Annotated in this window: 26 protein-coding genes and 1 pseudogene; 4 read left to right on the top strand and 23 right to left on the bottom strand. The window is 70.3% G+C overall.

What is annotated here, in order from left to right; translation table 11 throughout:
* Positions 1 to 13: 13 nt before the first annotated feature.
* From OQ968_RS17860 to OQ968_RS17915, 12 genes and pseudogenes are all read right to left on the bottom strand, one after another.
* Complete coding sequence (locus OQ968_RS17860; protein ID WP_324680262.1) at positions 14 to 766, bottom strand: YebC/PmpR family DNA-binding transcriptional regulator; 753 nt, start codon at positions 764 to 766, stop codon at positions 14 to 16.
* Positions 767 to 890: 124 nt separating this feature from the next.
* The gene (gene pdxT / locus OQ968_RS17865; protein WP_324680264.1) at positions 891 to 1487 is read right to left on the bottom strand and encodes a pyridoxal 5'-phosphate synthase glutaminase subunit PdxT; all 597 of its coding nucleotides are present in this window, start codon (positions 1485 to 1487) and stop codon (positions 891 to 893) included.
* A complete protein-coding gene (tesB, locus tag OQ968_RS17870) occupies positions 1484 to 2329 on the bottom strand; it encodes an acyl-CoA thioesterase II (protein ID WP_324680265.1) in 846 nt (281 codons plus the stop codon). Before tesB ends, pdxT begins: the two co-directional genes overlap by 4 nt.
* A gap of 9 nt (positions 2330 to 2338) precedes the next feature.
* Complete coding sequence (gene pdxS, locus OQ968_RS17875; protein WP_324680266.1) at positions 2339 to 3250, bottom strand: pyridoxal 5'-phosphate synthase lyase subunit PdxS; 912 nt, start codon at positions 3248 to 3250, stop codon at positions 2339 to 2341.
* 53 nt (positions 3251 to 3303) lie between these two features.
* The gene (locus tag OQ968_RS17880; protein ID WP_324680268.1) at positions 3304 to 4341 is read right to left on the bottom strand and encodes an NUDIX hydrolase; all 1038 of its coding nucleotides are present in this window, start codon (positions 4339 to 4341) and stop codon (positions 3304 to 3306) included.
* Positions 4341 to 5465, bottom strand: coding sequence for a glycosyltransferase family 4 protein (locus OQ968_RS17885; protein WP_324680270.1), 1125 nt, complete (start codon positions 5463 to 5465; stop codon positions 4341 to 4343). Before OQ968_RS17885 ends, OQ968_RS17880 begins: the two co-directional genes overlap by 1 nt.
* On the bottom strand, positions 5465 to 6385 hold the full coding sequence (locus OQ968_RS17890; protein ID WP_324680272.1) for a phosphatidylinositol mannoside acyltransferase: 921 nt from the start codon (positions 6383 to 6385) through the stop codon (positions 5465 to 5467). The genes OQ968_RS17885 and OQ968_RS17890 overlap by 1 nt, the downstream gene beginning before the upstream one ends.
* Positions 6384 to 7032: pseudogene (gene pgsA, locus OQ968_RS17895) on the bottom strand (phosphatidylinositol phosphate synthase); the annotation flags it as partial. The pseudogene pgsA and the gene OQ968_RS17890, both read right to left, overlap by 2 nt.
* A 7-nt stretch (positions 7033 to 7039) precedes the next feature.
* On the bottom strand, positions 7040 to 7615 hold the full coding sequence (locus tag OQ968_RS17900) for an HIT domain-containing protein (RefSeq protein WP_324680276.1): 576 nt from the start codon (positions 7613 to 7615) through the stop codon (positions 7040 to 7042).
* Positions 7608 to 9662 (bottom strand): threonine--tRNA ligase, encoded by a 2055-nt coding sequence (gene thrS / locus OQ968_RS17905; RefSeq protein ID WP_324680278.1) that lies wholly within the window; start codon positions 9660 to 9662, stop codon positions 7608 to 7610. Before thrS ends, OQ968_RS17900 begins: the two co-directional genes overlap by 8 nt.
* Positions 9663 to 9750: 88 nt before the next feature.
* Positions 9751 to 10374, bottom strand: a complete 624-nt coding sequence (locus OQ968_RS17910) for a PaaI family thioesterase (RefSeq protein ID WP_324680280.1) — start codon at positions 10372 to 10374, stop codon at positions 9751 to 9753.
* Between the two features lie 20 nt (positions 10375 to 10394).
* Positions 10395 to 11270 carry an aldo/keto reductase gene (locus OQ968_RS17915; protein ID WP_324680283.1) on the bottom strand — a complete coding sequence of 292 codons (876 nt, stop codon included), beginning with the start codon at positions 11268 to 11270 and terminating at the stop codon, positions 10395 to 10397.
* A gap of 23 nt (positions 11271 to 11293) precedes the next feature.
* Between OQ968_RS17915 and OQ968_RS17920 the strand changes: the two genes are divergently transcribed.
* Positions 11294 to 11794: a DUF1990 domain-containing protein gene (locus tag OQ968_RS17920; RefSeq protein WP_324680284.1), complete on the top strand. Its 501-nt coding sequence runs from the start codon at positions 11294 to 11296 to the stop codon at positions 11792 to 11794.
* Between the two features lie 18 nt (positions 11795 to 11812).
* Here OQ968_RS17920 and OQ968_RS17925 read toward each other — a convergent pair whose 3' ends face one another.
* Positions 11813 to 12256: a DoxX family membrane protein gene (locus OQ968_RS17925; protein WP_324680286.1), complete on the bottom strand. Its 444-nt coding sequence runs from the start codon at positions 12254 to 12256 to the stop codon at positions 11813 to 11815.
* A 106-nt stretch (positions 12257 to 12362) separates the two neighbouring features.
* Between OQ968_RS17925 and OQ968_RS17930 the strand changes: the two genes are divergently transcribed.
* On the top strand, positions 12363 to 13058 hold the full coding sequence (locus OQ968_RS17930; RefSeq protein WP_324680288.1) for a helix-turn-helix transcriptional regulator: 696 nt from the start codon (positions 12363 to 12365) through the stop codon (positions 13056 to 13058).
* On the opposite strand, the gene OQ968_RS17935 is transcribed toward OQ968_RS17930, so the two are convergent.
* The 5 genes from OQ968_RS17935 to fdxA are packed head-to-tail and all read right to left on the bottom strand — an operon-like array spanning position 13033 to position 15810.
* Positions 13033 to 13980: a nitronate monooxygenase gene (locus tag OQ968_RS17935; protein WP_324680290.1), complete on the bottom strand. Its 948-nt coding sequence runs from the start codon at positions 13978 to 13980 to the stop codon at positions 13033 to 13035. The genes OQ968_RS17930 and OQ968_RS17935 overlap by 26 nt on opposite strands.
* Before the next feature lie 2 nt (positions 13981 to 13982).
* On the bottom strand, positions 13983 to 14330 hold the full coding sequence (locus OQ968_RS17940) for a cupin domain-containing protein (protein ID WP_324680292.1): 348 nt from the start codon (positions 14328 to 14330) through the stop codon (positions 13983 to 13985).
* A gap of 34 nt (positions 14331 to 14364) precedes the next feature.
* Positions 14365 to 14790 carry a hypothetical protein gene (locus OQ968_RS17945; RefSeq protein ID WP_324680294.1) on the bottom strand — a complete coding sequence of 142 codons (426 nt, stop codon included), beginning with the start codon at positions 14788 to 14790 and terminating at the stop codon, positions 14365 to 14367.
* Positions 14787 to 15446: a helix-turn-helix transcriptional regulator gene (locus tag OQ968_RS17950; protein WP_324680296.1), complete on the bottom strand. Its 660-nt coding sequence runs from the start codon at positions 15444 to 15446 to the stop codon at positions 14787 to 14789. Before OQ968_RS17950 ends, OQ968_RS17945 begins: the two co-directional genes overlap by 4 nt.
* A gap of 7 nt (positions 15447 to 15453) precedes the next feature.
* A complete protein-coding gene (gene fdxA / locus OQ968_RS17955; RefSeq protein ID WP_324680298.1) occupies positions 15454 to 15810 on the bottom strand; it encodes a ferredoxin in 357 nt (118 codons plus the stop codon).
* A gap of 26 nt (positions 15811 to 15836) precedes the next feature.
* Between fdxA and OQ968_RS17960 the strand changes: the two genes are divergently transcribed.
* Both OQ968_RS17960 and OQ968_RS17965 read left to right on the top strand, forming a co-directional pair.
* Entirely contained in the window at positions 15837 to 16049 is a 213-nt protein-coding gene (locus OQ968_RS17960) for a hypothetical protein (RefSeq protein ID WP_324680300.1), read from the top strand.
* Positions 16049 to 16888, top strand: coding sequence for a class I SAM-dependent methyltransferase (locus OQ968_RS17965; protein WP_324680301.1), 840 nt, complete (start codon positions 16049 to 16051; stop codon positions 16886 to 16888). Before OQ968_RS17960 ends, OQ968_RS17965 begins: the two co-directional genes overlap by 1 nt.
* A gap of 32 nt (positions 16889 to 16920) precedes the next feature.
* On the opposite strand, the gene OQ968_RS17970 is transcribed toward OQ968_RS17965, so the two are convergent.
* From OQ968_RS17970 to OQ968_RS17990, 5 genes are read right to left on the bottom strand one after another with little or no spacing between them, the layout of a single operon-like run.
* A complete protein-coding gene (locus tag OQ968_RS17970) occupies positions 16921 to 17679 on the bottom strand; it encodes a mannan-binding family protein (protein WP_324680303.1) in 759 nt (252 codons plus the stop codon).
* 29 nt (positions 17680 to 17708) lie between these two features.
* Positions 17709 to 18305, bottom strand: coding sequence for an Mce protein (locus OQ968_RS17975; RefSeq protein ID WP_324680304.1), 597 nt, complete (start codon positions 18303 to 18305; stop codon positions 17709 to 17711).
* 13 nt (positions 18306 to 18318) lie between these two features.
* Positions 18319 to 19569, bottom strand: coding sequence for an MlaD family protein (locus OQ968_RS17980; protein WP_324680306.1), 1251 nt, complete (start codon positions 19567 to 19569; stop codon positions 18319 to 18321).
* Entirely contained in the window at positions 19566 to 20783 is a 1218-nt protein-coding gene (locus tag OQ968_RS17985; protein ID WP_324680308.1) for an MlaD family protein, read from the bottom strand. The genes OQ968_RS17980 and OQ968_RS17985 overlap by 4 nt, the downstream gene beginning before the upstream one ends.
* Positions 20780 to 21871 (bottom strand): MCE family protein, encoded by a 1092-nt coding sequence (locus OQ968_RS17990; RefSeq protein ID WP_420715951.1) that lies wholly within the window; start codon positions 21869 to 21871, stop codon positions 20780 to 20782. Before OQ968_RS17990 ends, OQ968_RS17985 begins: the two co-directional genes overlap by 4 nt.
* Positions 21872 to 21891 lie beyond the last annotated feature (20 nt).

The raw sequence follows: 21891 nt of genomic DNA on the forward strand, positions 1-21891 counted from the left end.
CCGGCTGGGCCGCTCACTCTTCGATCTGGGCCAGGATCTCGTCGGGGATGTCGGCGTTGGTGTAGACGTCCTGCACGTCGTCGCTGTCCTCGAGGGCGTCGACGAGCCGCATGACCTTCTGCGCGCCGTCGGCATCGAGGGGAACGGTCACCGACGGCAAAAACCCCGCCTCGGCGGAGTCGTAGTCAATCCCGGCCTCCTGCAAGGCGGTTCGCACGGCGACCAGGTCCGTGGGCTCGGTGATGATCTCGAAGCTGTCGCCCAGGTCGTTGACGTCCTCCGCGCCGGCGTCGAGCACCGCGGCCAGCAGGTCGTCTTCGGTCAGGCCGTCCTTCTCGAGGGTGACCACGCCCTTGCGGGTGAAAAGGTAGGCCACCGATCCCGGGTCGGCCATGGTACCGCCGTTGCGCGTCATCGCCACCCGCACCTCGCTGGCCGCGCGGTTGCGGTTGTCGGTCAGGCACTCGACAAGCACCGCCACGCCGTTGGGCGCATACCCCTCGTAGGTGATGGTCTGCCAGTCCGCGCCGCCGGCTTCCTCGCCGGCGCCGCGCTTGCGGGCCTTCTCGATGTTGTCGTTGGGCACCGAGCTCTTCTTCGCCTTCTGGATGGCGTCGTACAGCGTGGGGTTGCCCGCCGGGTCGCCGCCGCCGACGCGGGCGGCGACCTCGATGTTCTTGATCAACCGGGCGAACATCTTGCCGCGGCGGGCGTCGACGACGGCCTTCTTGTGCTTGGTGGTGGCCCACTTGGAATGGCCGCTCATGGGTGTGCTGCACCTCTTCTATCTCTGGAAAGTCGCCAGACGAGTCTACGTGGGCGCCGAGTGTGGGCCCTACGCACGTGATCCGCCTGGATTCGTCCATAGCCCCCACAGTCGGCGGAGGCCGTCAGACCTCCCCGTTGACGATGTCGACGAACAACCGGTGGATGCGCCGGTCGCCGGTCATCTCGGGGTGGAACGCCGTCGCCAGCATCGGGCCCTGGCGCACCGCGACGATGTGCCCCGCGGCCCGGGCCAGCACCTGCACCCCGTCGCCGGCCCGCTCGACCCACGGGGCGCGGATGAACACCGCGCGCACCGGGCCGTCGAGGCCCGCGAACTCGATGTCGCCCTCGAACGAGTCGACCTGCCGCCCAAAGGCGTTGCGCCGCACCGTCATATCGATCGCGCGCAGCGGCAGCGCCCGACGGCCACCGGCGCCGGCGTCGAGGATCTCGCTGGCCAGCAGGATCATGCCCGCGCACGCGCCGTAGGCCGGAAGGCCGTCGGCCAGCCGCGCCCGCAACGGCTCGAGCAGGCCGAGGTCTCCCAGCAGGTGGCTCATGGTGGTGGACTCCCCGCCGGGGATGACCAGCCCGTCGACCGCGTCGAGCTCGCCGCGGCGGCGCACCGGCATCGAGTCGGCGCCGGCTTCGCGCAGCGCGGCGAGGTGCTCGCGGGTGTCGCCCTGCAGCGCCAGCACGCCGATCTTCGGGGGGCTCACGATTCGGCGGGCCGGTATCCGCGCTTGTAGCGGGTCAGCCCCTCCTGCATGACCGCCGCGACCATCTCGCCGGTCTGGGTGAAGATCTTGCCCTGGCACAGCGAGCGGCCGCCGCTGGCCGACGGCGACGACTGGTCATACAGCAGCCACTCGTCGGCCCGGAACGCCCGCATGAACCACATCGCGTGGTCCAGCGACGCCACCTGCAGGTGCTCGCGCACGTCGAGGTGGGTGACCTGGGCCGAGCCCAGCAGCGTCAGATCGCTCATGTAGGCCAGCGCGCAGATATGCAGCACCGGATCGTCGGGCAACGGGTCCCGGTGGCGAAACCACACCTGCTGCTGGGCGGCCTTGCCCGGCGACAGTTGCAGACGATCGCGCGGCACGATGCAGACGTCCCACTCCTCGAACTGCTTGAACCCGGCGTCGTCGAAGACCTTGATCGAGTTCAGGCCGGGCAGCCCGTCGGGTGGCGGCGCGGCCGGCATGGCGTCTTGGTGGTGAATCCCGTCCTGGTCGGTCTGGAAGGACGCCCCCATGTTGAAAATGATTTCCCCGTGCTGGATGGCGTTGACGCGCCTGGTGGCAAACGAGCCGCCGTCGCGGGTGCGCTCGACGATGAAGACCGTGCGCGCCTTGGCATCCCCGGGCCGCAGGAAGTAACCGTGCAGCGAGTGGACCTGGTAGTGCGGGTCGACGGTGCGCACCGCCGAGACCAACGACTGGCCGGCGACATGACCGCCGAAAGTGCGGTGCAAGAACCCGGACTTCGGGCTGAATACGCTGCCGCGGTAGATGTTGACCTCGAGCTGCTCGAGATCAAGGATCTCTTCGATCGCCACGGAATGTTTTTACCAGCCGCGTTCGGCCAGGCGATGCGGCTGCGCGATCTGCTCGACGTTGATGCCGACCATCGGCTCGCCCAGCCCGCGCGACACCTTGGCGAGCACGTCGGGGTCGTCGTAGAACGTGGTGGCCTTGACGATCGCGGCGGCGCGGTGCTCGGGAGCGCCGGACTTGAAGATGCCCGAGCCCACGAACACGCCCTCGGCGCCGAGCTGCATCATCATCGCCGCGTCGGCGGGGGTGGCGATGCCGCCCGCGGTGAACAGCGTGACCGGCAGCTTGCCCGCCCGGGCCACTTCGACGACGAGTTCGTAGGGGGCTTGCAATTCCTTTGCGGCGACGAACAATTCGTCCTCGGACAACGACGTCAGCCGGCGGATCTCGCCGCCGATGGCCCGCATGTGCGTTGTCGCGTTGGAGACGTCGCCGGTGCCGGCTTCGCCCTTGGACCGGATCATGGCCGCGCCCTCGTTGATGCGCCGCAGGGCCTCACCGAGGTTGGTCGCCCCGCACACGAACGGCACGGTGAACTTCCACTTGTCGATGTGGTGGGTGTAGTCGGCGGGCGTCAGCACCTCCGACTCGTCGATGTAGTCGACGCCGAGGCTCTGCAGGATCTGCGCCTCGACGAAATGCCCGATGCGCGCCTTGGCCATCACGGGGATGGTGACGGCGGAGATGATGGCCTCGATGATGTCGGGGTCGCTCATCCGCGACACCCCGCCCTGGGCGCGGATGTCGGCGGGCACGCGTTCCAGCGCCATCACCGCGACGGCGCCGGCGCCCTCGGCGATGCGGGCCTGCTCCGGGGTGACGACGTCCATGATGACGCCGCCCTTGAGCATCTCCGCCATGCCGCGCTTGACCCGCGCGGTCCCGGTCTGGTTCGACTCCACTGGCTTGCTCTGTTTGTCCATTGCGCCTCCACTCTAGTGGTGCGCGACAAGCGAGTTTCGCTCGTCGTCCCCGTTCAGCGGATCGACTCGAGCACGCCGGGGGCGTGGGCGTCGTCGGCGAGCCGGATGGCCGCGGGCAGCAGCTCGCCCAGCTGCAGCGGGTACACCTGCTCGCCGGCCGCGGTCAGCCGCGCGATCTCGCCGGCGTCACACCAGCGGGCGCCGTGGATGTAGCGGCGTTCCAGCTCGGTGCGGCCCGCCAGCGACGGCTCGAACCGCCGCGTGCGGCACACCAGGTAGAACTCCTCGCTGTCGATCAGGGTGCCGTTGAACTCGAACACCTCGTCGCGCCGCCAGACGGGCCCGACCATGTCGGCCGCGGCCACCCGCAGGCCGGTTTCCTCGGCCAGCTCCCGCGCGGCGGCCTCGGCCAGCCGCTCGCCGGGGCGCACCTCGCCGCCCACGGTGAACCACCACCTCGGCGCGGCCCCGTCGGGAAATCCGGGGTTCGCCGGATCCGAACCGCACAGCAGCAGCACCGCGCCGGTCTCGTCGAGCAACACCACCCGCGCCGAGGTGCGGTGGTTGAGCGCGCCGTGATCGCCGTGGGCCAACCCGTGCGAGCGTTCGACGATCTCGAAATAGCTTGGCAGCGCGGCCGTTCCACCGAGCCGCAGGGCACGCACCAGGCGCCGCTCGGCCAGCGCGAGGGTGTCGCGCACCGCGTCGTTGTGGAAGCGGCGGGCCAGCAGCAGGCGGGCCTCGGCGTCGGCCAGCTCGGCGATCAGGCCCGCCGGCAGCGCCGCCGGGTCCACCATCGCCAGCGCGGCCGACAGCTCGTTCTCGGCGTTCTCGCGCGCCTGCCGCGGCGCGCGCTCGGCCGCGTCGGCCAGGACGGCCAACCGCTTGCCCTCCGGCGCGCCGCCGTAGGCGTCGATCGCGACGGCGCGCGCCACCACCGCGCGCCGCGCCAGCGCGCCGTCCAGCGCCTGCCAGGACAGGTCGTAGCGGACGTTCAACCGGTCCAGCCGGTTGGCCGTCTGAAATGCCCAGGCGCCGAACACCGCCAGCACCACGACCAGCGCGACGACGGCGGCGGTGAGCCAGATCATCAGCTGGCCACCTGGACCTTGGCGCCCGACCCGGCGACCGTCTCGTAGACCCGCATGATCTGGCTGGCCACCACCGACCAGTCGTAGCGGCGGACCGCGTCGGCGGCGGCCGCCACGTAGCGCTGCCGCAGCACGTCGTTGTCCAGCACCTCGATCAGCGCGTCGGCCAGCGCGCCCGGCTCGCCCACCGGCACCAGGCTGCCGACCTCGCCGTCACGCAGCACCCGGCGGAACGCGTCGAGGTCGCTGGCCACCACCGGGGTGCCGGCGGCCATCGCCTCCACCAGCACGATGCCGAAGCTCTCGCCGCCGGTGTTGGGCGCGCAGTAGACGTCGGCGCTGCGCATGGCCGCGGCCTTGCCGGCGTCGTCCACCAGCCCGAGCAGGCGGATGTGCCCGGCCAATTCGCCCGCCCGCTCCCGCAATTCGTCCTCGTCGCCGTGCCCGACGATCAGCAGCTGCACGTCGGGAAAACGCTCCACCACCCTGGGCAGCGCGTCGAGCAGCACCGACATGCCCTTGCGCGGCTCGTCGTAGCGGCCCAGGAACAGCACCGTCTTGCCCGGGCGCGGATACCCGTCCAGCGGCGCCGCCGAGGCGAGCGAGGCGACGTCGACCCCGTTGGGGATCTCCACCGCGTCGGAGCCCAGCGCCTCCATCTGCCAGCGCCGCGCCAGGTCGGACACCGCGATCCGGCCGACGATCTTCTCGTGCCAGGGCCGCAGCACGCCCTGAAAGACCGACAGCGTCAGCGACTTGGTGGTCGAGGTGTGAAAGGTCGCCACGATCGGGCCCTCGGCGACCCGCAGCGCCCACATCGACAGGCTGGGCGCGTTCGGCTCGTGCAGGTGCAGCACGTCGAATTCGCCCTGGGCGAGCCACTTTCGGACCCTGCCGTGCACCGCCGGGCTGAACTGCAGCCGCGCCACCGACCCGTTGTACGGGATCGGGATGGCCCGGCCGGCGGAGACGACGTAGTCGGGCAGCGACACGTGCGGCGAGGCCGGCGCCAGCACGCTGACCTCGTGCCCGCGGGAGCGCATCACCTTGGCGAGCTGCAAGACGTGCGACTGCACCCCGCCCGGCACGTCGAACGAGTAGGGGCAGACCATCCCGATCCGCATCAGGCGTCCCTCAGCCGGGCCCGCCGGGCGTCGGACAGGTCGGCCAGCCATTGCGGCTGCAGCATGTGCCAGTCCGCCGGGTGGGCGGCGATGCCCTCGGCGAACTTGTCGGCCAGCGCCTGGGTGATGACGCGCACGTCGCCGCTGCCGCAATCCAGCGGCGGATGGATCGAGAAGCCCCAACCCCGGTCCTCGAACCAGCAGTGCACCGGCAGCAGGGCGGCGCCGGTCGCGATCGCGAGCTTGGCCGGCCCGGCCGGCATCCGGGTGGCCTCGCCGAAGAAGTCGACCTCGACACCGCTGCGGGTGAGGTCGCGCTCGGCCATCAGGCACACCGCCCGGTTGTCCCGCAGCCGCTCGCACAGCACCTCGAACGGGGGCCGGTCGCCGCCCGACAGCGGCAGCACCTCGAAGCCGAGGCCTTCGCGGTAGCCGATGAACCGCCGGTAGAGGGACTCGGGTTCGAGCCTCTCGGCGACGGTGGTGAAGGTGCCGTGCGTCTGGGCCAGCCACACTCCGGCCATATCCCAGTTTCCGCTGTGCGGCAGGGCCAGCACCACCCCGCGGCCCGCGGCCAGCGCCTTTTCCAGGTTCTCGGTTCCTTGGAACGCCTCGTCCAGCTGCCGCGCCAGCGCGGCGTGGTCCATCGACGGCAGCCGGAACGCCTCCCGCCAGTAGCGGCCGTAGGAGGCCAGCGACGCGCGCATCAGCTCGGCGGGCACGTCGGCCGGGGCCACGCCGATGACGCGCGCCAGGTTCTTGCGCAGCTGCTGCGGCCCGCCGCGGCGGGCCGCGTAGCGCGCCCCGGTGTCGAATGCGGTGCGCGCGGCGAATTCCGGCATCGCGCGCACCGCCATCCAGCCGGCCGCGTACGCCCAGTCGGTCGCGTGCGCCCCGATCGCGTTCAGGCCCGGGATCACGGCTCGCTCGTCCCGGCAGGCATGGGGTCGGTCGCTCCCGGCGAGGTCCGCGCCGTGTGCAGCCGCTGCCCGCAGGTGACGAGGCTGGCCGCGGCCAGCAGCCACATCGCGACCGGCAGCGCCCACGGCAACGGGTACCCCGGCAGGTCCGACAGGCCGGCGCCGACCAGCACGATGATCAGCCGTTCCGGCCGTTCGATGAGGCCGCCGCCGCCGCGCAGCCCGCTGGCTTCGGCCCGGGCCTTGAGGTAGGAGATCACCTGCGAGGTGACCAGGCAGATCAACGTCGCGACCGCCAGCAGCTTGTCGTGCAGGCCGAAGGCGACCCACCACAGCAGCCCGCAGAACACCGCGCCGTCGCTGATGCGGTCGCACGTCGCGTCGAGCACCGCGCCGAACCGGGTGCCGCCGCCCCGCTCGCGGGCCATCGCGCCGTCGAGCATGTCGAACAGGACGAAGAACCAGACGACCAGCGTGCCGGCGAACAACTTGCCCATCGGGAAAAGCGTGAGCGCGCCGGCGACGGCGACGAGGGTGCCCAGGACGGTGACGGCGTCCGGCGTCAGGCCCATCCGCAGGCAGGCCCTGGCCACCGGCGTGCTGATCCGCGTGAACGCCGCGCGGGACAGGAAGTGCACCTTGCTCATCAGCGCCTCATGAGTCTTGCCGCGCCCACTCCGTGGCCAGCAGCTGGCGGGTCTCGCGCAACAGCTGCGGGATCACCTTGGCGCCACCGACGATGGTGATGAAGTTCGCGTCGCCGCCCCACCGCGGGACGACGTGGACGTGCAGGTGCTCGGCCAGCGACCCGCCCGCCGAGGTGCCCAGGTTCATCCCGACGTTGAAGCCGTGCGGGCGCGAGACGCTCTTGATGACGCGAATGGCCTTCTGCGTGAACGCCATCAGCTCCGCGCTCTCCGCCTCGGTCAGGTCCTCGAGCTCGGAGACCCGCCGATACGGCACCACCATCAGGTGCCCGGGGTTGTACGGGTACAGGTTCAGCACGGCGTAGACGAGCTCGCCCCGGGCGACCACCAGGCCGTCCTCGTCGGGCAGTCGCGGGATGTCGCTGAACGGCTGCTCGGCGCCGGAGTCGTCGCGCTTCATCGGCGACTCGGCCAGGTAGGTCATCCGGTACGGCGTCCACAGCCGCTGCAGGTGATCGCTTTGGCCGACGCCCCTGTCGAGGATGGTGTTGTCGGCGCGCTCGGCGCGCTTCTCGTCACTCATTGCCGACCACTTTCACCAGTTCGGCTGTGGGAGCGGCGTTCTCGCGGTCGGCTATCCACTTGACGATGGCGTCGACCGCGCTGTCGCGGGGCACGCCGTTGATCTGCGTGCGGTCGCCGAAGCGGAAGCTCACCGCCTCGGCGGCCACGTCGCGGTCGCCGGCCAGCAGCATGAACGGCACCCGCTGGCCGGTGTGGTGCACGATCTTCTTGGCCATCCGGTCGTCGCTGCCGTCCACCTCGACCCGCACCCCGTGCGACTTCAGTTGGGCGGCAACGCCTTCCAGGTAGGCGACGTGCTCGTCGGCGACCGGGATGCCGACCACCTGGACGGGCGCCAGCCACGCCGGGAACGCCCCCGCGTAGTGCTCGGTGAGGATGCCGAAGAACCGCTCGATCGACCCGAACAGCGCGCGGTGAATCATCACCGGGCGCCGGCGGGCCCCGTCGGGGGCGGTGTACTCCAGCTCGAAGCGCTCGGGGAAGTTGAAATCCACCTGGATGGTGGACATCTGCCAGCTGCGGCCCAGCGCGTCGCGGGCCTGCACCGAGATCTTCGGGCCGTAGAACGCGGCGCCGCCGGGGTCGGGCACCAGGTCCAGGCCGGACTCGCGGGCGACGTCGGCCAGCGTGGCGGTGGCCTCCTCCCACACCTGTTCGGAGCCGACGAATTTGTCGGGGTCCCGGGTGGACAGCTCCAGATAGAAGTCCTCCAGCCCGTAGTCGCCGAGCAACTCGAGCACGAACCGCAGCAGCGACGCCAGCTCGTCGTGCAGCTGCTCGCGGGTGCAGAAGATGTGCGCGTCGTCCATGGTGAACCCGCGCGCCCGGGTCAGGCCGTGCACCACGCCGGACTTCTCGTAGCGGTACACCGTGCCGAACTCGAAGAGCCGCAACGGAAGCTCGCGATAGGAACGCCCGCGCGACGCGAAGATCAGCGTGTGCATCGGGCAGTTCATCGGCTTGAGGTAGTAGTCCTGACCCGGCTTGCGCACGCTGCCGTCGTCGTTGTATTCGGCGTCGAGGTGCATCGGCGGGAACATGCCGTCGGCGTACCAGTCCAGGTGACCCGACGTGTGGAACAGCTGCGCCTTGGTGATGTGCGGGGTGCTGACGAACTCGTAGCCGGCCTCGATGTGCTTGCGCCGCGAGTACTCCTCCAGCTCCCGGCGCACGACGCCGCCCCGGGGGTGGAAAACCGCCAGGCCGGAACCGATTTCGTCGGGAAAGCTGAACAGGTCCAGCTCGGCGCCCAGCTTTCGGTGATCGCGGCGCTGGGCCTCCTCGATCAGCTCCAGGTGACGGTCGAGCGCCTCCTGCGACTCCCACGCGGTGCCGTAGATGCGCTGCAGGCTGGCGTTCTGCTGGTCGCCGCGCCAGTAGGCCGCGGAGCTTCTGGTCAGCTTGAACGCGGGGATGTGCTTGGTGGTGGGGATGTGCGGGCCGCGGCACAGGTCGCCCCAAACCCGTTGCCGGGTACGGGGATTGAGGTTGTCGTAGGCGGTGAGCTCGTCGCCGCCGACCTCCATCACGTCGGGGTCGCCGGACTTGTCGTCGACGAGTTCCAGCTTGTACGGCTCGCCGGCCAACTCCCGGCGGGCCTGCTCCTTGGACTCATAGACCCGCCGGTCGAAGAGCTGCCCCTCCTTGACGATCTGGCGCATCCGCTTCTCCAGCGCCGCCAGGTCCTCCGGCGTGAACGGCTCGGCCACGTCGAAGTCGTAGTAGAAGCCGTCGGTGATGGGCGGCCCGATGCCCAACTTGGCGTGCGGGAACATGTCCTGCACGGCCTGGGCCAGCACGTGCGCGGTCGAATGCCGGATGACGCTGCGGCCCTCATCGGTGTTGGCCGCCACCGGGATCACCTCGGCGTCGGCGCCGGGCGTCCAGCTCAGGTCGCGCAGCTTTCCCTCGGCGTCGCGCACCACCACGATCGCGTCGGGCGTGCCGCGGCGCGGCAACCCCGCCTCGGCGACCGCGGCGGCCGCGGTCGTCCCGGCGGGCACCCGGATCGGGCCTGCCGGGGCGGGGTTTGCGGGGGCGCTCATCGCGTTGGGTCTCCAGGGTCTGGTGAGGTGATCGGCCTTCCGATAACGAAGCCATGCTATCGGGGCCAGGCCGCCTCAAGAGGCCGCCTCAGGGCTGGCCAGGCTTGAGCCGCACGAACAGCGCGTCGGCCTCGGTCAGCAGGGTGTCGCCGTCGCTGAGCCGCCCCGACACGAAGATCTTGCGGCCCTGGACCCGATCCACTCCGGCGTCGATCTGTAGTTCCTTCTCGATCGGCACGATGTGGCGGTAGTCGATCTTGAGGTAGGCGGTGCGCTGACGGCGGCCGCCGGTGGCCACCACGGACGTCAGCCCGAGCACCGTGTCGAACAGCAAGCCGAGCGCCCCGCCGTGCACGGCGCCGTTGCGGCCCAGGTGAAATCGGGCGAAGCGGGCCCAGCCGTGGATCCGGCCGTCGTCACCCTTACGCGCCGACATCGGGATGGTCAGGATGTTGCCGCGCATCGGCAGGTCCATCCGGCGGCCCGACGGCGCCTGCCATTCGTCGCTGTCGAACGGGCTCAGCAGCGCCGACACCTTCTCCAGCTGGTTCGCGGCCTCGGTGATCACCTCGTCGGGCGCGTCGACGGCGCGGGCGTGATCCTGCAGCCGGCGCACGGCGTCGATGAACCGGCCGTAGTCGGGCCCGCCCTTGGTCGTCGGTTCCGGCGGATTGAACCCACCGCCGGGGTGCCGGGCCTGTTCGCTGGTCACCCGGACACCGTATCCAGGCCTCAGACCGTCTGCTGACCCCCGGCCGCCGACAGGCTTTCGAACTCCTCGTCACTCAGCGTGATCTCGGCGGCGGCGACGTTCTCCTCCAGGTGCGCCACCTTCGACGTGCCCGGGATCGGCAACATCACCGGCGACCGTTTCAGCAGCCAGGCCAGCGCCAGTTGCGACGGCGTCGCGTCGTGCTCGCCGGCGATGCGTTGCAGCGGGCCGTCCGGGGCGGCCAGCGGCCCGGCGGCCAGCGGGAACCACGGGATGAAGCCGATGCCCTGGCCGGCCGCGAAATCCAGCAGCGGCTCGGCGCCGCGCGACGTCAGGTTGTACATGTTCTGCACCGACACGATCTGCGTGATCTGCTGGGCTTCCTTGAGTTGGTCGACGTCGATCTCCGACAGGCCGATGTGGCGGATCTTGCCCTCGTTCTTCAGCGCGAGCAGCTCGCCCACCTGGTCGGCCAGCGGGAAGTTGCGGTCGATGCGGTGCAGCTGGAACAGGTCGATGGTGTCGACGCCCAGGCGGCGCAGGCTCATCTCGCATTCCTGGCGAAGGTAGCTCGGATTGCCCAGCGGGATCCAGATGTCCGGGCCGGTGCGCAGCAGCCCCGCCTTGGTCGCGATCACCACGCCGTCGTAGGGGTGCAGCGCCTCGCGGATGATGTCCTCGGACATGTAGGGCCCGTACGAGTCCGCGGTGTCGATGAAGTTCACGCCGAGTTCGACGGCGCGCCGCAACACCCGCACGCATTCGTCGCGGTCGGCGGGCGGGCCCCACACGCCGTCGCCCGTCAGGCGCATGGCGCCGAAACCGAGGCGGTTGACGGTCAGGTCGCCGCCGAGGGTGAACGTTCCGGATGCTTGGGCAGGAGTCTGGCTAGTCACGAGTACGACCGTACGCTGAGGGCGTGGACCTTGAAGCGCTGGAAGGACTTCCGCTGACGTATTCGGAGGTGGGCGCGACCGCCGCCGGCCCGCCGCCCGCGGGATACGGGCACCTGCACACCGAGCGCCAGATCGGCACGGGCCGGCAGCGTTTCGAGCGGGCCGCCGACGCGGTCATGCGCTGGGGCATGCAGCGCGGGGCCGGCGTGCGGGTGCGGGCCAGCTCGGAGGTCGCCGAGGTGGACACGGTGGTGGTGGTGCGAATGGGTGTCCTGCCCGCGCCGTGCCGGGTCGTGTACGTCGTCGACGAGCCGGACATCCGCGGGTTCGCCTACGGCACCCTGCCCGGGCATCCGGAGTCCGGCGAGGAACGCTTCGTGGTGCGCTACGACCCGGGCACCTCCGCGGTGTTCGCGGAGGTGTCGGCGTTCTCCCGGCCCGCGACCTGGTGGAGCAGGGCCGCCGGGCCGCTGGTGTCGGTGGCCCAGCGGGTCATCGCCCGGCGCTACCTGCGCGGGGTGTGACCCGCCGAGCCCGTCGCCTCAGCGGCGAGTGATGCTGCCGCTGTGCACGCCCTGTGCCAGCAGGCCCAGCGCGACGGCGCCGACCAGCAACCCGAAGTCGCGCAACGCCACGTCGTAGAAGCCGGGCCCGGTGACCAGGTCGACGATGATGCCGGCCAGCCAGGCCGCGACCACCCAGGCGCCGAACCGCGGCGCGACCGCCACGATCACCCCGGCCACGATCTCGATCACGCCCACCGCGTACATGAGCTGATCGGCCGTGCCCGGCACCAGATTGTCGATCCACGAGGCCAGATACATGCTCCAGTGATGCGGATGGGTCAGCAGGTTGAAGAACTTGTCCAGCCCCATCACGATCGGCGCGATCGTGAACACCGCGCGCAGGACGAAGTACGCCGAGTACGCCGGATTCTTGAACTGGTCCGCGAGGGCGGGGGCCGCACCGGCCTGTTTCGTAGTCATGGTTTTGCCTCCAATTCCAGCTTCATTTCTAACGGATAGTAATTCGTACGTTAGAAGCTGTACACTGTACCGTCAAGAGTTTTGTCTGTTAGAAACGGCGGTCGCAGTGAACGAGCTCGAACGTGACGCCGCGGGCATCGGGGCGCTCGCGGACCCGGTGCGCCTTCGGCTGTATCGGTTCGTGTGCGCGCAGCCGGGACCGGTGAGCCGCGAACAGGCGGCCGACGCCGTCGGGATACCCCATCACCAGGCCAAATTCCATCTGGACCGGCTGACCGCCGAGGGGCTGCTGCAGAGCGACTACGCGCGCCTGACCGGCCGGTCCGGGCCCGGCGCGGGACGGACCTCGAAGGTGTACCGCAGGGTCCCCCGCGACATCGCGGTCAGCCTGCCGCAACGGGAGTACGAGCTGGCCGGGCGGCTGATGGCCCAGGCCATCGCGGAGTCCGCGGGCAGCGGGGAGCCGGTCGCCGAGGTGCTCAAGCGGGTCGCCCACGACTACGGCCGGACGATCGCCGCCACCGAACGGCCGCCCGCCGACGCCGCGGCGGCACTGGCGCGCGCGGTCGGGCTGCTGAACGAGTACGGCTACGAGCCCCGCGCCGAGGACGGCGCGGTGCAGCTCGCCAATTGCCCCTTCCACGTGCTGGCGCAGGAGCAGACGGAGCTGGCCTGCCACATGAACCACGCGCTGATCACCGGCGTGGCCGAGGCGCTGGCGCCGCACGGTCCCGACGTCCGGTTGCAGCCGGGGCCCGACCGGTGCTGCGTCGTGCTCAGGCCCGCCGCCCCCAGCCGGTGAGCAGACGCTCGGCGCCCGCGCACATCTGCTCGATGACCTCGCCCACCGACGCGTCGTCGCGGATCATCCCCACGCCCTGACCGGCGTCGACCGGCGCGATCCGGCGATCGTCGGCGGCGGTCGCCGCGGCCAGCTCGTCGCAGGCCGACTTGTCCAGCACCTCCTCCTTGCCGGCCCATTGCGCGACGAAGTCGTTGTCCAGCACGCGCGACGGGAACCGGGCCGGCCACGGCAGGCCGCGGGCGACGTCGAAGACCCGGGTGACCGCGGTGTCGGTGGCGCTCGCCGCGATCAGCGCCCGGCGGCTGCCGTCGCCGGTCAGCGCCTCCGGGCACGCCGCCAGCCGGGTGCCCACCCAAGCGCCGCTGGCCCCCGCGGCCAGCACGGCGGCCAGGCTGCGCGGCGAGGCGATCCCGCCGCCGGCCAGCACCGGCACCGACACCGCGTCCAACACCGCGTCGAGCAACGGCAGCGTCGCGAGCTTCACGTCGCCGTGCCCGCCGCCCTCGGCGCCCCGCGCCACCAGAACGTCGACGCCCGCGTCAGCGGCCCGGCGGGCCCCGACGTCGTCGTAAACCTGTGTGGCGGTGGCGATTCCGGCGTCGCGGGCCTTGCCGACCCACGACCAGTCGGTGCCGAAGCTGACCGACAGCAGGGCGGGCCGCGCGGCCAGGGCGTCCTCGAACAGCCCCGCCTCGTTGCGCATCACCCAGTCCACCAGGCCGATCCCGAACGTTCCGCGCACGTGCTCCAGCTGGGCCCGCAGCAACTCCAGCGTCGCGACGCTGCCCATGCCGACCATGCCCAGGCCACCCGCCGCCGTCACCGCGGCGGCCAGCCGCCCGCCGGCGACCCCGCCCATCGGGGCGTTGACGATCGGCACCCGCAGGCCGAAGCTTTCCGACCACGGCGTCGACAGCATGGTCAGTGGGCGGCGCCGGGCTGGCTCTTCAGCACCGTCAGCATGACCACCGAATCCTCGACGGCGTGCAGGGCGTGGCGCTCCGGCGGTATCACGACGTAGTCGCCGGTTTTGCCGTCCCACGCGTCGGCGCCGGCCGTCAGGCGCACGTGGCCCTGCAGCACCTGCAGCGTGGACTCGCCGGGGCTGTCGTGCTCGGACAGGTCGTGTCCGGCGAGCAGGGCCAGCACCGTCTGCCGCAGCTCGTGGGTGTGGCCGCCGTGAATGGTGTGGGCGGCTCGTCCGCTGTGCGAGTTTTTGGCCTCGGACAACTTTTCGGCGGCCAGGCTGGTCAGCGAGAGGGATTCCATGGCGGGTCCTTCGAGGTTCGTCGAACGGGCTGGGTCAGGCGGTCAGTAGCAGTATCCCCGCCGCCACCAAGCCGGCCACCTTGACCACCTCCAGTCCGACATAGGCGTAGTGACCGCGCGAGCGTCGCCCCTCCGATCCGGCCAGCACCTGGTCGGAACGACGGGTGAGCCGGGGACGCACCGCGACCAGCTGGATCGCCAGCGCCCCGAAGGCGACGAAGAACGCCACCGCGACGCGCGCGGGGGTGGGGCCGGCCACCACGATCGCGAGCAGGACGAGGGCGAAGCAGACCTCGACGGTGTTGAGCGCGCGGAAGACCAGGCGCCCGATGCCGAGCCCGATCTGCAACGTGACGTTGGGCGCGCGGAACTTCAGCGGCGCCTCCAGGAACGAGATGGCCAGCACCATGCCGAGCCAGACGAAGGTGACGGCGACGGCGATCGCCGGTCCGGTGCTCACTTCGCGGCGACCTTCAGGTGGGCCAGGCAGAGATCCGGTTCGACGAACTCGTCGAGCGCCTCGACAGCGACCGGGGCTCCCCAGGTTTCCATGGCTCCCTGCATCAGCCCGAGGTGCACGGGGCAGATGACGTCGGTCCGGTTTTCGGCGACCTCCAGGAACGGGCAGTGCCGCAGGCCGACCTGCTGCTCCCCGCCGGCGGTGCGGCGCTCGGGGGCGAAGCCGAGATCGTCGAGCACGTCGACCAGGTGGTCGATGGCGTGCTCGGCGCTGGTGGCGTCGGTGGGCTGGGGTTCCAGCTTCCGTCCCCACGCCCGCCCCGCGGCCAGCGCCTTGGCGCGCGGATCGCGCTCGGCGGCGAACGCCGCGGTCAGGATCTCGGCGAGCAATCGGTAGTGCCGCGTCCCGCCGCGGTCCATCTGCCGGACCGCCTGGAACATCAGCGGCGGGCGGCCCGGGCCCTTGCGCCCCGGCTCGACCTGCTCCACCTGACCGTCGCCGACCAGGCTGTCGAGGTGGAAGCGGACGGTGTTGGGGTGCACGCCCAGCGCCTCGGCGATCGCGACGATGCTCATCGGGCGCGGGGACGCCCGCAGCACGCGCAGCACCTCGCGGCGGCGGCCGACCGATTCCCCGGCAAAGGCCTGCGAGCTCACCGGCGTCTCACGCTCCTTCGGGGTCGTCGGCGGGCGGCTGCGCGGCGACCAGTGGTGTGTCGACGCCGAGCGGGCCTATCTTGGCGGCCCCGCCCGGGGATCCCAGCGGTTCGTCGCGGCCCGGCAGGGTCTCGGTGAAGAACGCTTCGTTGTCGGCCAAGTACGGTTTCAGCTCCTCGGGCAGGTCGTCCTCGTAGTAAATCGCATCGACCGGGCATACCGGCTCGCACGCGCCGCAATCCACGCATTCGTCGGGATGGATGTACAGCGCGCGGCCGCCCTCGTAGATGCAGTCCACCGGGCATTCGTCCACGCAGGCCCGGTCCATCACGTCGATGCACGGCTTCCCGATCACGTATGTCATGCGCTAGAGTTTACACAAGACAAGTTGTGAAAACCAAGAAATCGACGAGAGAGTGCGGACGGCTGACCACCGAAACGGATACGATCGACCTCTCCCCCGGCGCCCCGCTGTGGTTGCCACGACGCTCGCGCCGGCAGTTCGCTGCCGGACCCGAAGGATTGCGATACCTCACCGTGCACAAACGACGTCAAGCGTTGGTCCTGCAGTTCCTGGAAAGCCCTGCGCGGCAGGCGGTCTGATGACCGGACAGCGCACCGGCTCGCAGCCCCTGCCGGCATCGACCCGCGCCGACGACAGCGTCGCCGGCCACTGGCTGCTGGCGCGGCTGGGCAAGCGGGTGCTTCGCCCCGGCGGCGTCGAGCTCACCCGCACGCTGCTGTCCCGGGCGGAGCTGGCCGACGCCGACGTGGTCGAGCTGGCGCCGGGCCTGGGCCGCACCGCCGCCGAGATCCTGGCCCGCGGCCCGCGGTCGTACGTCGGCGCCGAGGGCGATCCCGACGCGGCCAACGTGGTGCGCGGCGTGCTGTCGGAATTCGGGTCCGGTAAGGGGTCCGTCCGGGTGACCGACGCGGCCGACACCGGTCTGCCCGACGCCAGCACCGACGTCGTCGTCGGCGAGGCGATGCTGACCATGCAGGGCGACGCCGCCAAGCACGCCATCGTCGCCGAGGCGGCGCGGGTGCTGAGGCCGCGCGGGCGCTACGCGATCCACGAGCTGGCGCTCACACCGGACACCGTCTCCGAGGAGGTCAGCACCGACATCCGGCAGGCGCTGGCCCGGGCGATCAAGGTGAACGCGCGCCCGCTGACCATCGCGGAATGGTCGCGGCTGCTGGCCGACCACGGGCTGGAGGTCGACCACGTCGCGACCGCGCCGATGGCGCTGCTGCAGCCGCGGCGGGTGATCGCCGACGAGGGGCTGCTCGGGGCGCTGCGCTTCGCCAAGAACGTGCTCACCCACCGCGACGCCCGCAAGCGGGTGCTGACGATGCGCCGCACGTTCCGCAAGCATTCCGAGCGGTTGACCGCCGTCGCGATCGTGGCCCGCAAGCCGGACGCGGGTGCGGGCGCTCCGTAGGGGGTAATTTCTCACGCCCGGTGGCCCCGTCGCTAGGTCCCGCCGAACTCGGGGCGCAGGACCGTGCCGAGCGCGGACAGCGGGATGTGCGGTTCGACGGTGCCGCCGTCCATCGACCATTGCTCGATCTGACCGTACTGAACCGGAGAGTCGTGGCCGACCGGATAATCCGGCATGTACAGGATCAGCTCGTCGGGTGTCAGCGCCCATGCCTTGTAGCCGCCCGAGAACACCTTGTCCGGGGTCCAACGATCGACGGTGAACGGGTAGGTGCCGGGCGAGTGCTGCCACGCGGCGCGGTCGAGCGCCTGCCTGACGAATGGTTCGGCCAGCGGCGGAATCGCCGTCAGCGGGTCGGTGCCGGCCTTGGTGATGTCGGCGAGTTGCAGCCGCTTGCCGCCGGCCATGTCGAATGTGAAGGTGCGGTACGCGTTGCTGAAATTCGGCCCGTCGGCGTGATAGTCCTCGTGGACCGCCACGCTCAGCGCGCGCCCGTGCGTAAACACCTGGTAGTTCTCCTCCCCCCAGCTGTCCTGGACCATCGAAGCGCCCTTGGTTCGCCAGTTGTTCATCAGGTCGCGCAGGTATTCGCGAATCACCGGGCCGGTGGTGGGGTTGTCCACCAGGTCGCCGGGCACGGCCATCTTGATGTCTCGGGTCGCCTTCCTTTCGGATTGCACCGCGGTGTGGCAATACCGCCCGTCCCAGTCCCCCCCGAGTTCGCCGCAGAACGCCTGAGCCGACGCGGACGCGGCCGGTGCCCTCAGCACCGCGGCCGCAAGCACCGCCATGATGGCCGTGATCCGGGCCGGGCACGGCACTAGGGCAACTCGACTTTGCTTGCCAGCCACCGTCCGTCGACCCTTTCCATGGTCATCTTCATCCGGCTCCGATCGACGCGGCCGTCCGGGCGCGCGGTGTTGCTGACCGTCTGGTCGACCATCAGCAACACGACCACCCGGTCCCTGGTTTCGGATTGGATCGCGGAATCCACGACAATGCCGTGCGCCGTGGCCTTGTTGTCGATCAGCAACTGGCGAAGCTGCCCGCTGGCTTTGGTGTACGTGTCCTTGAATTCGCCTGTGGCGCCGCTTAGTACGGCGGCGAAGTTCTGGTCCAGCTGGCCGGAGTCGATGCTCGTCAACACCTGGGCGTAGTTGATCGCGGTCTGCTGGGCGGCCCGCCCCGCCTGGCTTACGGCGTGTTCGTCCCACAACTTGGCGCCCAGCGCGGCGGCGGTCCCGAAGGCGCCGGCGAACACGACCATCACCACCGCGATGCGCGCGTAGCGCTGCCAGGGCCGGCGGGCGCGGCGGGCATGGCCCGGGTCGGGCGCAGCGGCGGGTGGCGCCTCGCCGTCGGGCGGGTCTTCGACGTCCTGCGTGGTGGCGGGTTCTTGGTCGGCGGTGGTGGTCACGGTGATCTCTCCTCTAGTGGGGTGGCTCGATCGGCAGCGTCGGCCCGCCGTACGGGGTGGGAATCGTGAAGCGGCCCTTGGGTGTTGGGTCGGCGGTTCGGCCCAGGTCGGCACCCGGCGGCGGACCCGCCGTGTCGTCGCCGCCCGGTCGTGGAGCGTTCTTGGCGCCGCGGATCAGCACCCCCGGGTCGTCGTCTCGGCAGTACGTGTAGAGGAACGGCTCGGGATAGTCGGCCGATGACGACGGCCGGCGCGGGGTGCCGTAATCGCAGGTGTAGCGCGGGTAGATGTCGGCGGTGGCCCAGAGCCCGTGCTCGTGCATGGTGGTCAACAAGGCCTCCAGGGTTGAGCCGCGATAGTCGGGAAAGACCGCGTTCAACGCCGGGACCCGCACGTAGACGATGCGCGCGGTGGTCACCAGGTTGGCCAGCAGGCCGACCATGGTGTCGGAGTTGTCGTCGAAGAGCTTGTCCACCGACGTCATCACGCCCGGTGTCCGATCGACGAGTTTGCGAAATCCGCCGTCCATCTTGTCGACGCCGGTCATGACGGCACCGACATTGCGTGAGGTCGCCGCCAGGCCCGCGTTCACGTCGGCGAAAGTCGTCAGCACCAGTCGGCTCGTTTTCAGCACGCTGACGGTCTGCGGCAGCACCGGGTCCATGGTGGCCAGCAAAAACGTTGCGCCGTCGATGATGTCGGTGAGCTTCTGCGGTCCCTGGCCGCTCAGGCTCAGTTCCTTCTTGACGATCTCGAGCTTCTTCGGATCGGTTTGCGCCAGCAGCCCATCGGCGTCGGCGAGAACCTGTGACAACGGCACCGGTGTGGTGGCGCCCTGCGGGCCGACCACGCTGCCGTCGGAGAGGAAGGGCCCGTCGTTCGATGCCGGCTCGAAGTCGATGTATTGCTCACCGGCCGGCGACAATCCGGAGACCCGCACCGCGCTGGAGGCCGGGACCTTGGCCTTGGCGTCGATGTCGGCGGTGACCTCGACCCCGGCGGGCGTGGCCCGCAGCGATTGGATCCGGCCAACCCGGATGCCGCGGACGGACACGTCCTGATTGGCCAGCAGCCCACCGGATTCCGGCAGCCGGATCGTGACCCGATAGGTCGAGTCCAACGGGTTGACCCGCAGCGCGCCCACCATCAGGTAGGCCACCGCGACGACGAATGTCAGCGCCAGCGCGATGCCGGACAGCCAGCTGCGACGCCGGTGCCCGGCCAGCACGAGCCCGACGATGAGCCGACTGACGGTGTCGATCACCGTGGTGGCTCCGGCTCGGGGGGACCCGGCGGCGCCTCTCCGGCCGGGGCGGGCGGAAGCGGTGGGCCCGACGGAGTCCATGGGTTCTGGCCCATCGAGGTGTTGGGGCCGCGCCCGACGACGCGCTCTTGGAGGCGCCACAGCACGTACTTGATCGACCCGACGAACTTGTTCCAGTCGGGGCGCATGGGGCCGTGGAAGACCGGATCGCCCTTGAATCCGGGGTCCGGACGCGACCCGATGACCAGCCGGTCAAAGCTGCCGCGAACTGAGATCGCTTGGCTGGCGGTCGATTTGACGAACGGCGGAATCAGCCGGTTGAGGCCGGCCAGGCTGGTGTCCGGGCTCAGCACGACGTCATTCCACGCGGCGGCGATGGTGTTGGCGTCCTTGATGACGCTGCGGCCGGTGGTGTCGGTGCCAGCGATAGAGGGAAACCGGGCCAGCTGCCGCGTCGTCGCGCCGAGTTGCTCGACGACATCGGCGACCTCGTCGGCGTTGCCGGACAACACGTCCGTCGCCGGGCCGACGGCCCGCAGAATCTCGTCGATGGCTTGGGTTTTCCCGTCGAGCCGGTCGGCCAGGCCCGCGGTTTCGGTGACCGCCGCGTCGATCTGATCGGACCGGGCGTTGAGCTTCGCCAACAGCGCATTCGTCCGGTTGATCAGATCACCGAACGCGCGTCCCTGGTCGCCGGTCGCCTTGCCCGCGCCGTTGACGATGTTGGTGAAGTTGCGGACCGCACCGCCGTTGACAAGCAGCGCGGCCGAGCTGAGCACCGACTCCACCGTGGCCGCGGCCCGGGTGTCCGGCAACCCGATCGTGTCGCCGCCCTTCAGCAGAGGCGCGTCGGGTGCCGCCGGGGTGGGCGGTTTGATCGCGACGAACACGTCGCCCAGGGGTGTGGCCGACCGCAGCTCGGCGGTGCTGCCCACCGGAACCCGGACACCGTCCATGATCCGCAACGTGGTGACCGCGGTGTAGTTTCGCGCCACCATCGCCTCGAGTTGCCCCACGTCGGCGCCGGCCAGTTTCACCTTGGCGTGTGCGGGCAGGTTGAGCGCGTTGGAGAACACGGCGGTCAGCAGGTATCCGCCGGAGCCCATTTCCGGCGCCGGCAGCGGCAGGCTGGCCAGCCCGTTGGTGGCGCAGCCCGAGCAGGCCAGGGTGGCCGCCAATGCCACGGCGAATGCTCTGCTCTTGGCCGGGTTCATTGGCCCATCGCCGCCATGCCGTCGAGGATGTAGGTCAGGCCGAAGTCCGGCCCGTAGTCCTGCAAGGTGCCCGTGCTGCAACCCAATTGACGCAGATGCATCAGGTTGCAGAGTTCCTTGGCGGACTGGCTGTCCGTGAGCGCCTTGTCGAGCAGGCCGTGGACGCGGATGGCGCCGTTGTTCTGGTCGACGGTGTTGTACAGGTTCTCCAGGGTCAGCGGCAGCACGTCGAGCATCTCGGAGAGGCCGCGCTGGTTGTCGACGAGGGTCTTGGCGGCGGTGTCGCCGTTGCGGATGGCCTGCTTGAGGTTCTCCCGGTTCCGGTCGATCAGCGTGGCGACCTGCTCGAGGATCTTGTTGATCGTGCGGCCGGTGGAACCGCTGCCGAACCGTTCGTCGGCCAGGATCTGGCTGAGTTGCCTTACCGTCGAACCGAATTGGCGCACCTTGGCGTCGTTTCGGGCCTCCGCCTCCACCAGCGAGCTCAGGTCGGTGATGATGGCGGTCAACTGCTCACGCGTGGTCGCGCCCCGCTCGGAGGACAGCCGCAGCGCCTTGGACAGCTCGTCGAGAGCGGCCAGGATGTTCTTGCCGTTGCCGTCGGTGATCGCGACCGCCGAGTTGCTCAGGTCCGCGATGGGCCCGCCGCCGGCCCCGTCGCCCTTGAGCGACTTGGAAACCTTGTCGAGCATGTCGAGCACGCGGTCGAAGGCGACCGGCGTCTTGGTCCTGGCCAACCCGATCGTGTCGTGATTCTTCAGCACCGGACCGTCGCGGTAGGGCGGCGTCAGCTCGATCTGGCGGTCGGTGAGGATCGAGGTGCTGATGGTCACCGCGCGCACCGCCGCGGGCACCTTGACGTGTTTGTCGACCGTGAATTCGACCTCGACGTAGCTGCCCTTCGCGGTGACCCTGGTGACCTTTCCCACCGGCATGCCCAGCACCGCCACCGCATTGCCCTGGTAAAGCCCCGCGGCACTGTCGAATTGGGCGGTGACCGTGATGGTGTCGAGATGGGACTTGATGTAGTGACCGGCGACCCCGACGGCGACCGCGGTCGCTACGACGACGGCGGCGAGCAGTGCCATCGCCCTGCGCTTGTTGGACG

The organism is Mycobacterium sp. 663a-19, from assembly GCF_035616495.1.
Lineage (GTDB): Bacteria > Actinomycetota > Actinomycetes > Mycobacteriales > Mycobacteriaceae > Mycobacterium.

What these genes read in the sequence shown, in the direction of transcription:
- OQ968_RS17860 (WP_324680262.1), bottom strand. Translation starts at nt 766, where the DNA reads ATGAGCGGCCATTCCAAGTGGGCCACCACCAAGCACAAGAAGGCCGTC.
- pdxS (WP_324680266.1), bottom strand. Translation starts at nt 3,250, where the DNA reads ATGGACAAACAGAGCAAGCCAGTGGAGTCGAACCAGACCGGGACCGCG.
- OQ968_RS17880 (WP_324680268.1), bottom strand. Translation starts at nt 4,341, where the DNA reads ATGATCTGGCTCACCGCCGCCGTCGTCGCGCTGGTCGTGGTGCTGGCG.
- OQ968_RS17885 (WP_324680270.1), bottom strand. Translation starts at nt 5,465, where the DNA reads ATGCGGATCGGGATGGTCTGCCCCTACTCGTTCGACGTGCCGGGCGGG.
- OQ968_RS17900 (WP_324680276.1), bottom strand. Translation starts at nt 7,615, where the DNA reads ATGAGTGACGAGAAGCGCGCCGAGCGCGCCGACAACACCATCCTCGAC.
- thrS (WP_324680278.1), bottom strand. Translation starts at nt 9,662, where the DNA reads ATGAGCGCCCCCGCAAACCCCGCCCCGGCAGGCCCGATCCGGGTGCCC.
- OQ968_RS17925 (WP_324680286.1), bottom strand. Translation starts at nt 12,256, where the DNA reads ATGACTACGAAACAGGCCGGTGCGGCCCCCGCCCTCGCGGACCAGTTC.
- OQ968_RS17935 (WP_324680290.1), bottom strand. Translation starts at nt 13,980, where the DNA reads ATGCTGTCGACGCCGTGGTCGGAAAGCTTCGGCCTGCGGGTGCCGATC.
- OQ968_RS17940 (WP_324680292.1), bottom strand. Translation starts at nt 14,330, where the DNA reads ATGGAATCCCTCTCGCTGACCAGCCTGGCCGCCGAAAAGTTGTCCGAG.
- fdxA (WP_324680298.1), bottom strand. Translation starts at nt 15,810, where the DNA reads ATGACATACGTGATCGGGAAGCCGTGCATCGACGTGATGGACCGGGCC.
- OQ968_RS17965 (WP_324680301.1), top strand. Translation starts at nt 16,049, where the DNA reads ATGACCGGACAGCGCACCGGCTCGCAGCCCCTGCCGGCATCGACCCGC.
- OQ968_RS17970 (WP_324680303.1), bottom strand. Translation starts at nt 17,679, where the DNA reads ATGGCGGTGCTTGCGGCCGCGGTGCTGAGGGCACCGGCCGCGTCCGCG.
- OQ968_RS17985 (WP_324680308.1), bottom strand. Translation starts at nt 20,783, where the DNA reads ATGAACCCGGCCAAGAGCAGAGCATTCGCCGTGGCATTGGCGGCCACC.
- OQ968_RS17990 (WP_420715951.1), bottom strand. Translation starts at nt 21,871, where the DNA reads ATGGCACTGCTCGCCGCCGTCGTCGTAGCGACCGCGGTCGCCGTCGGG.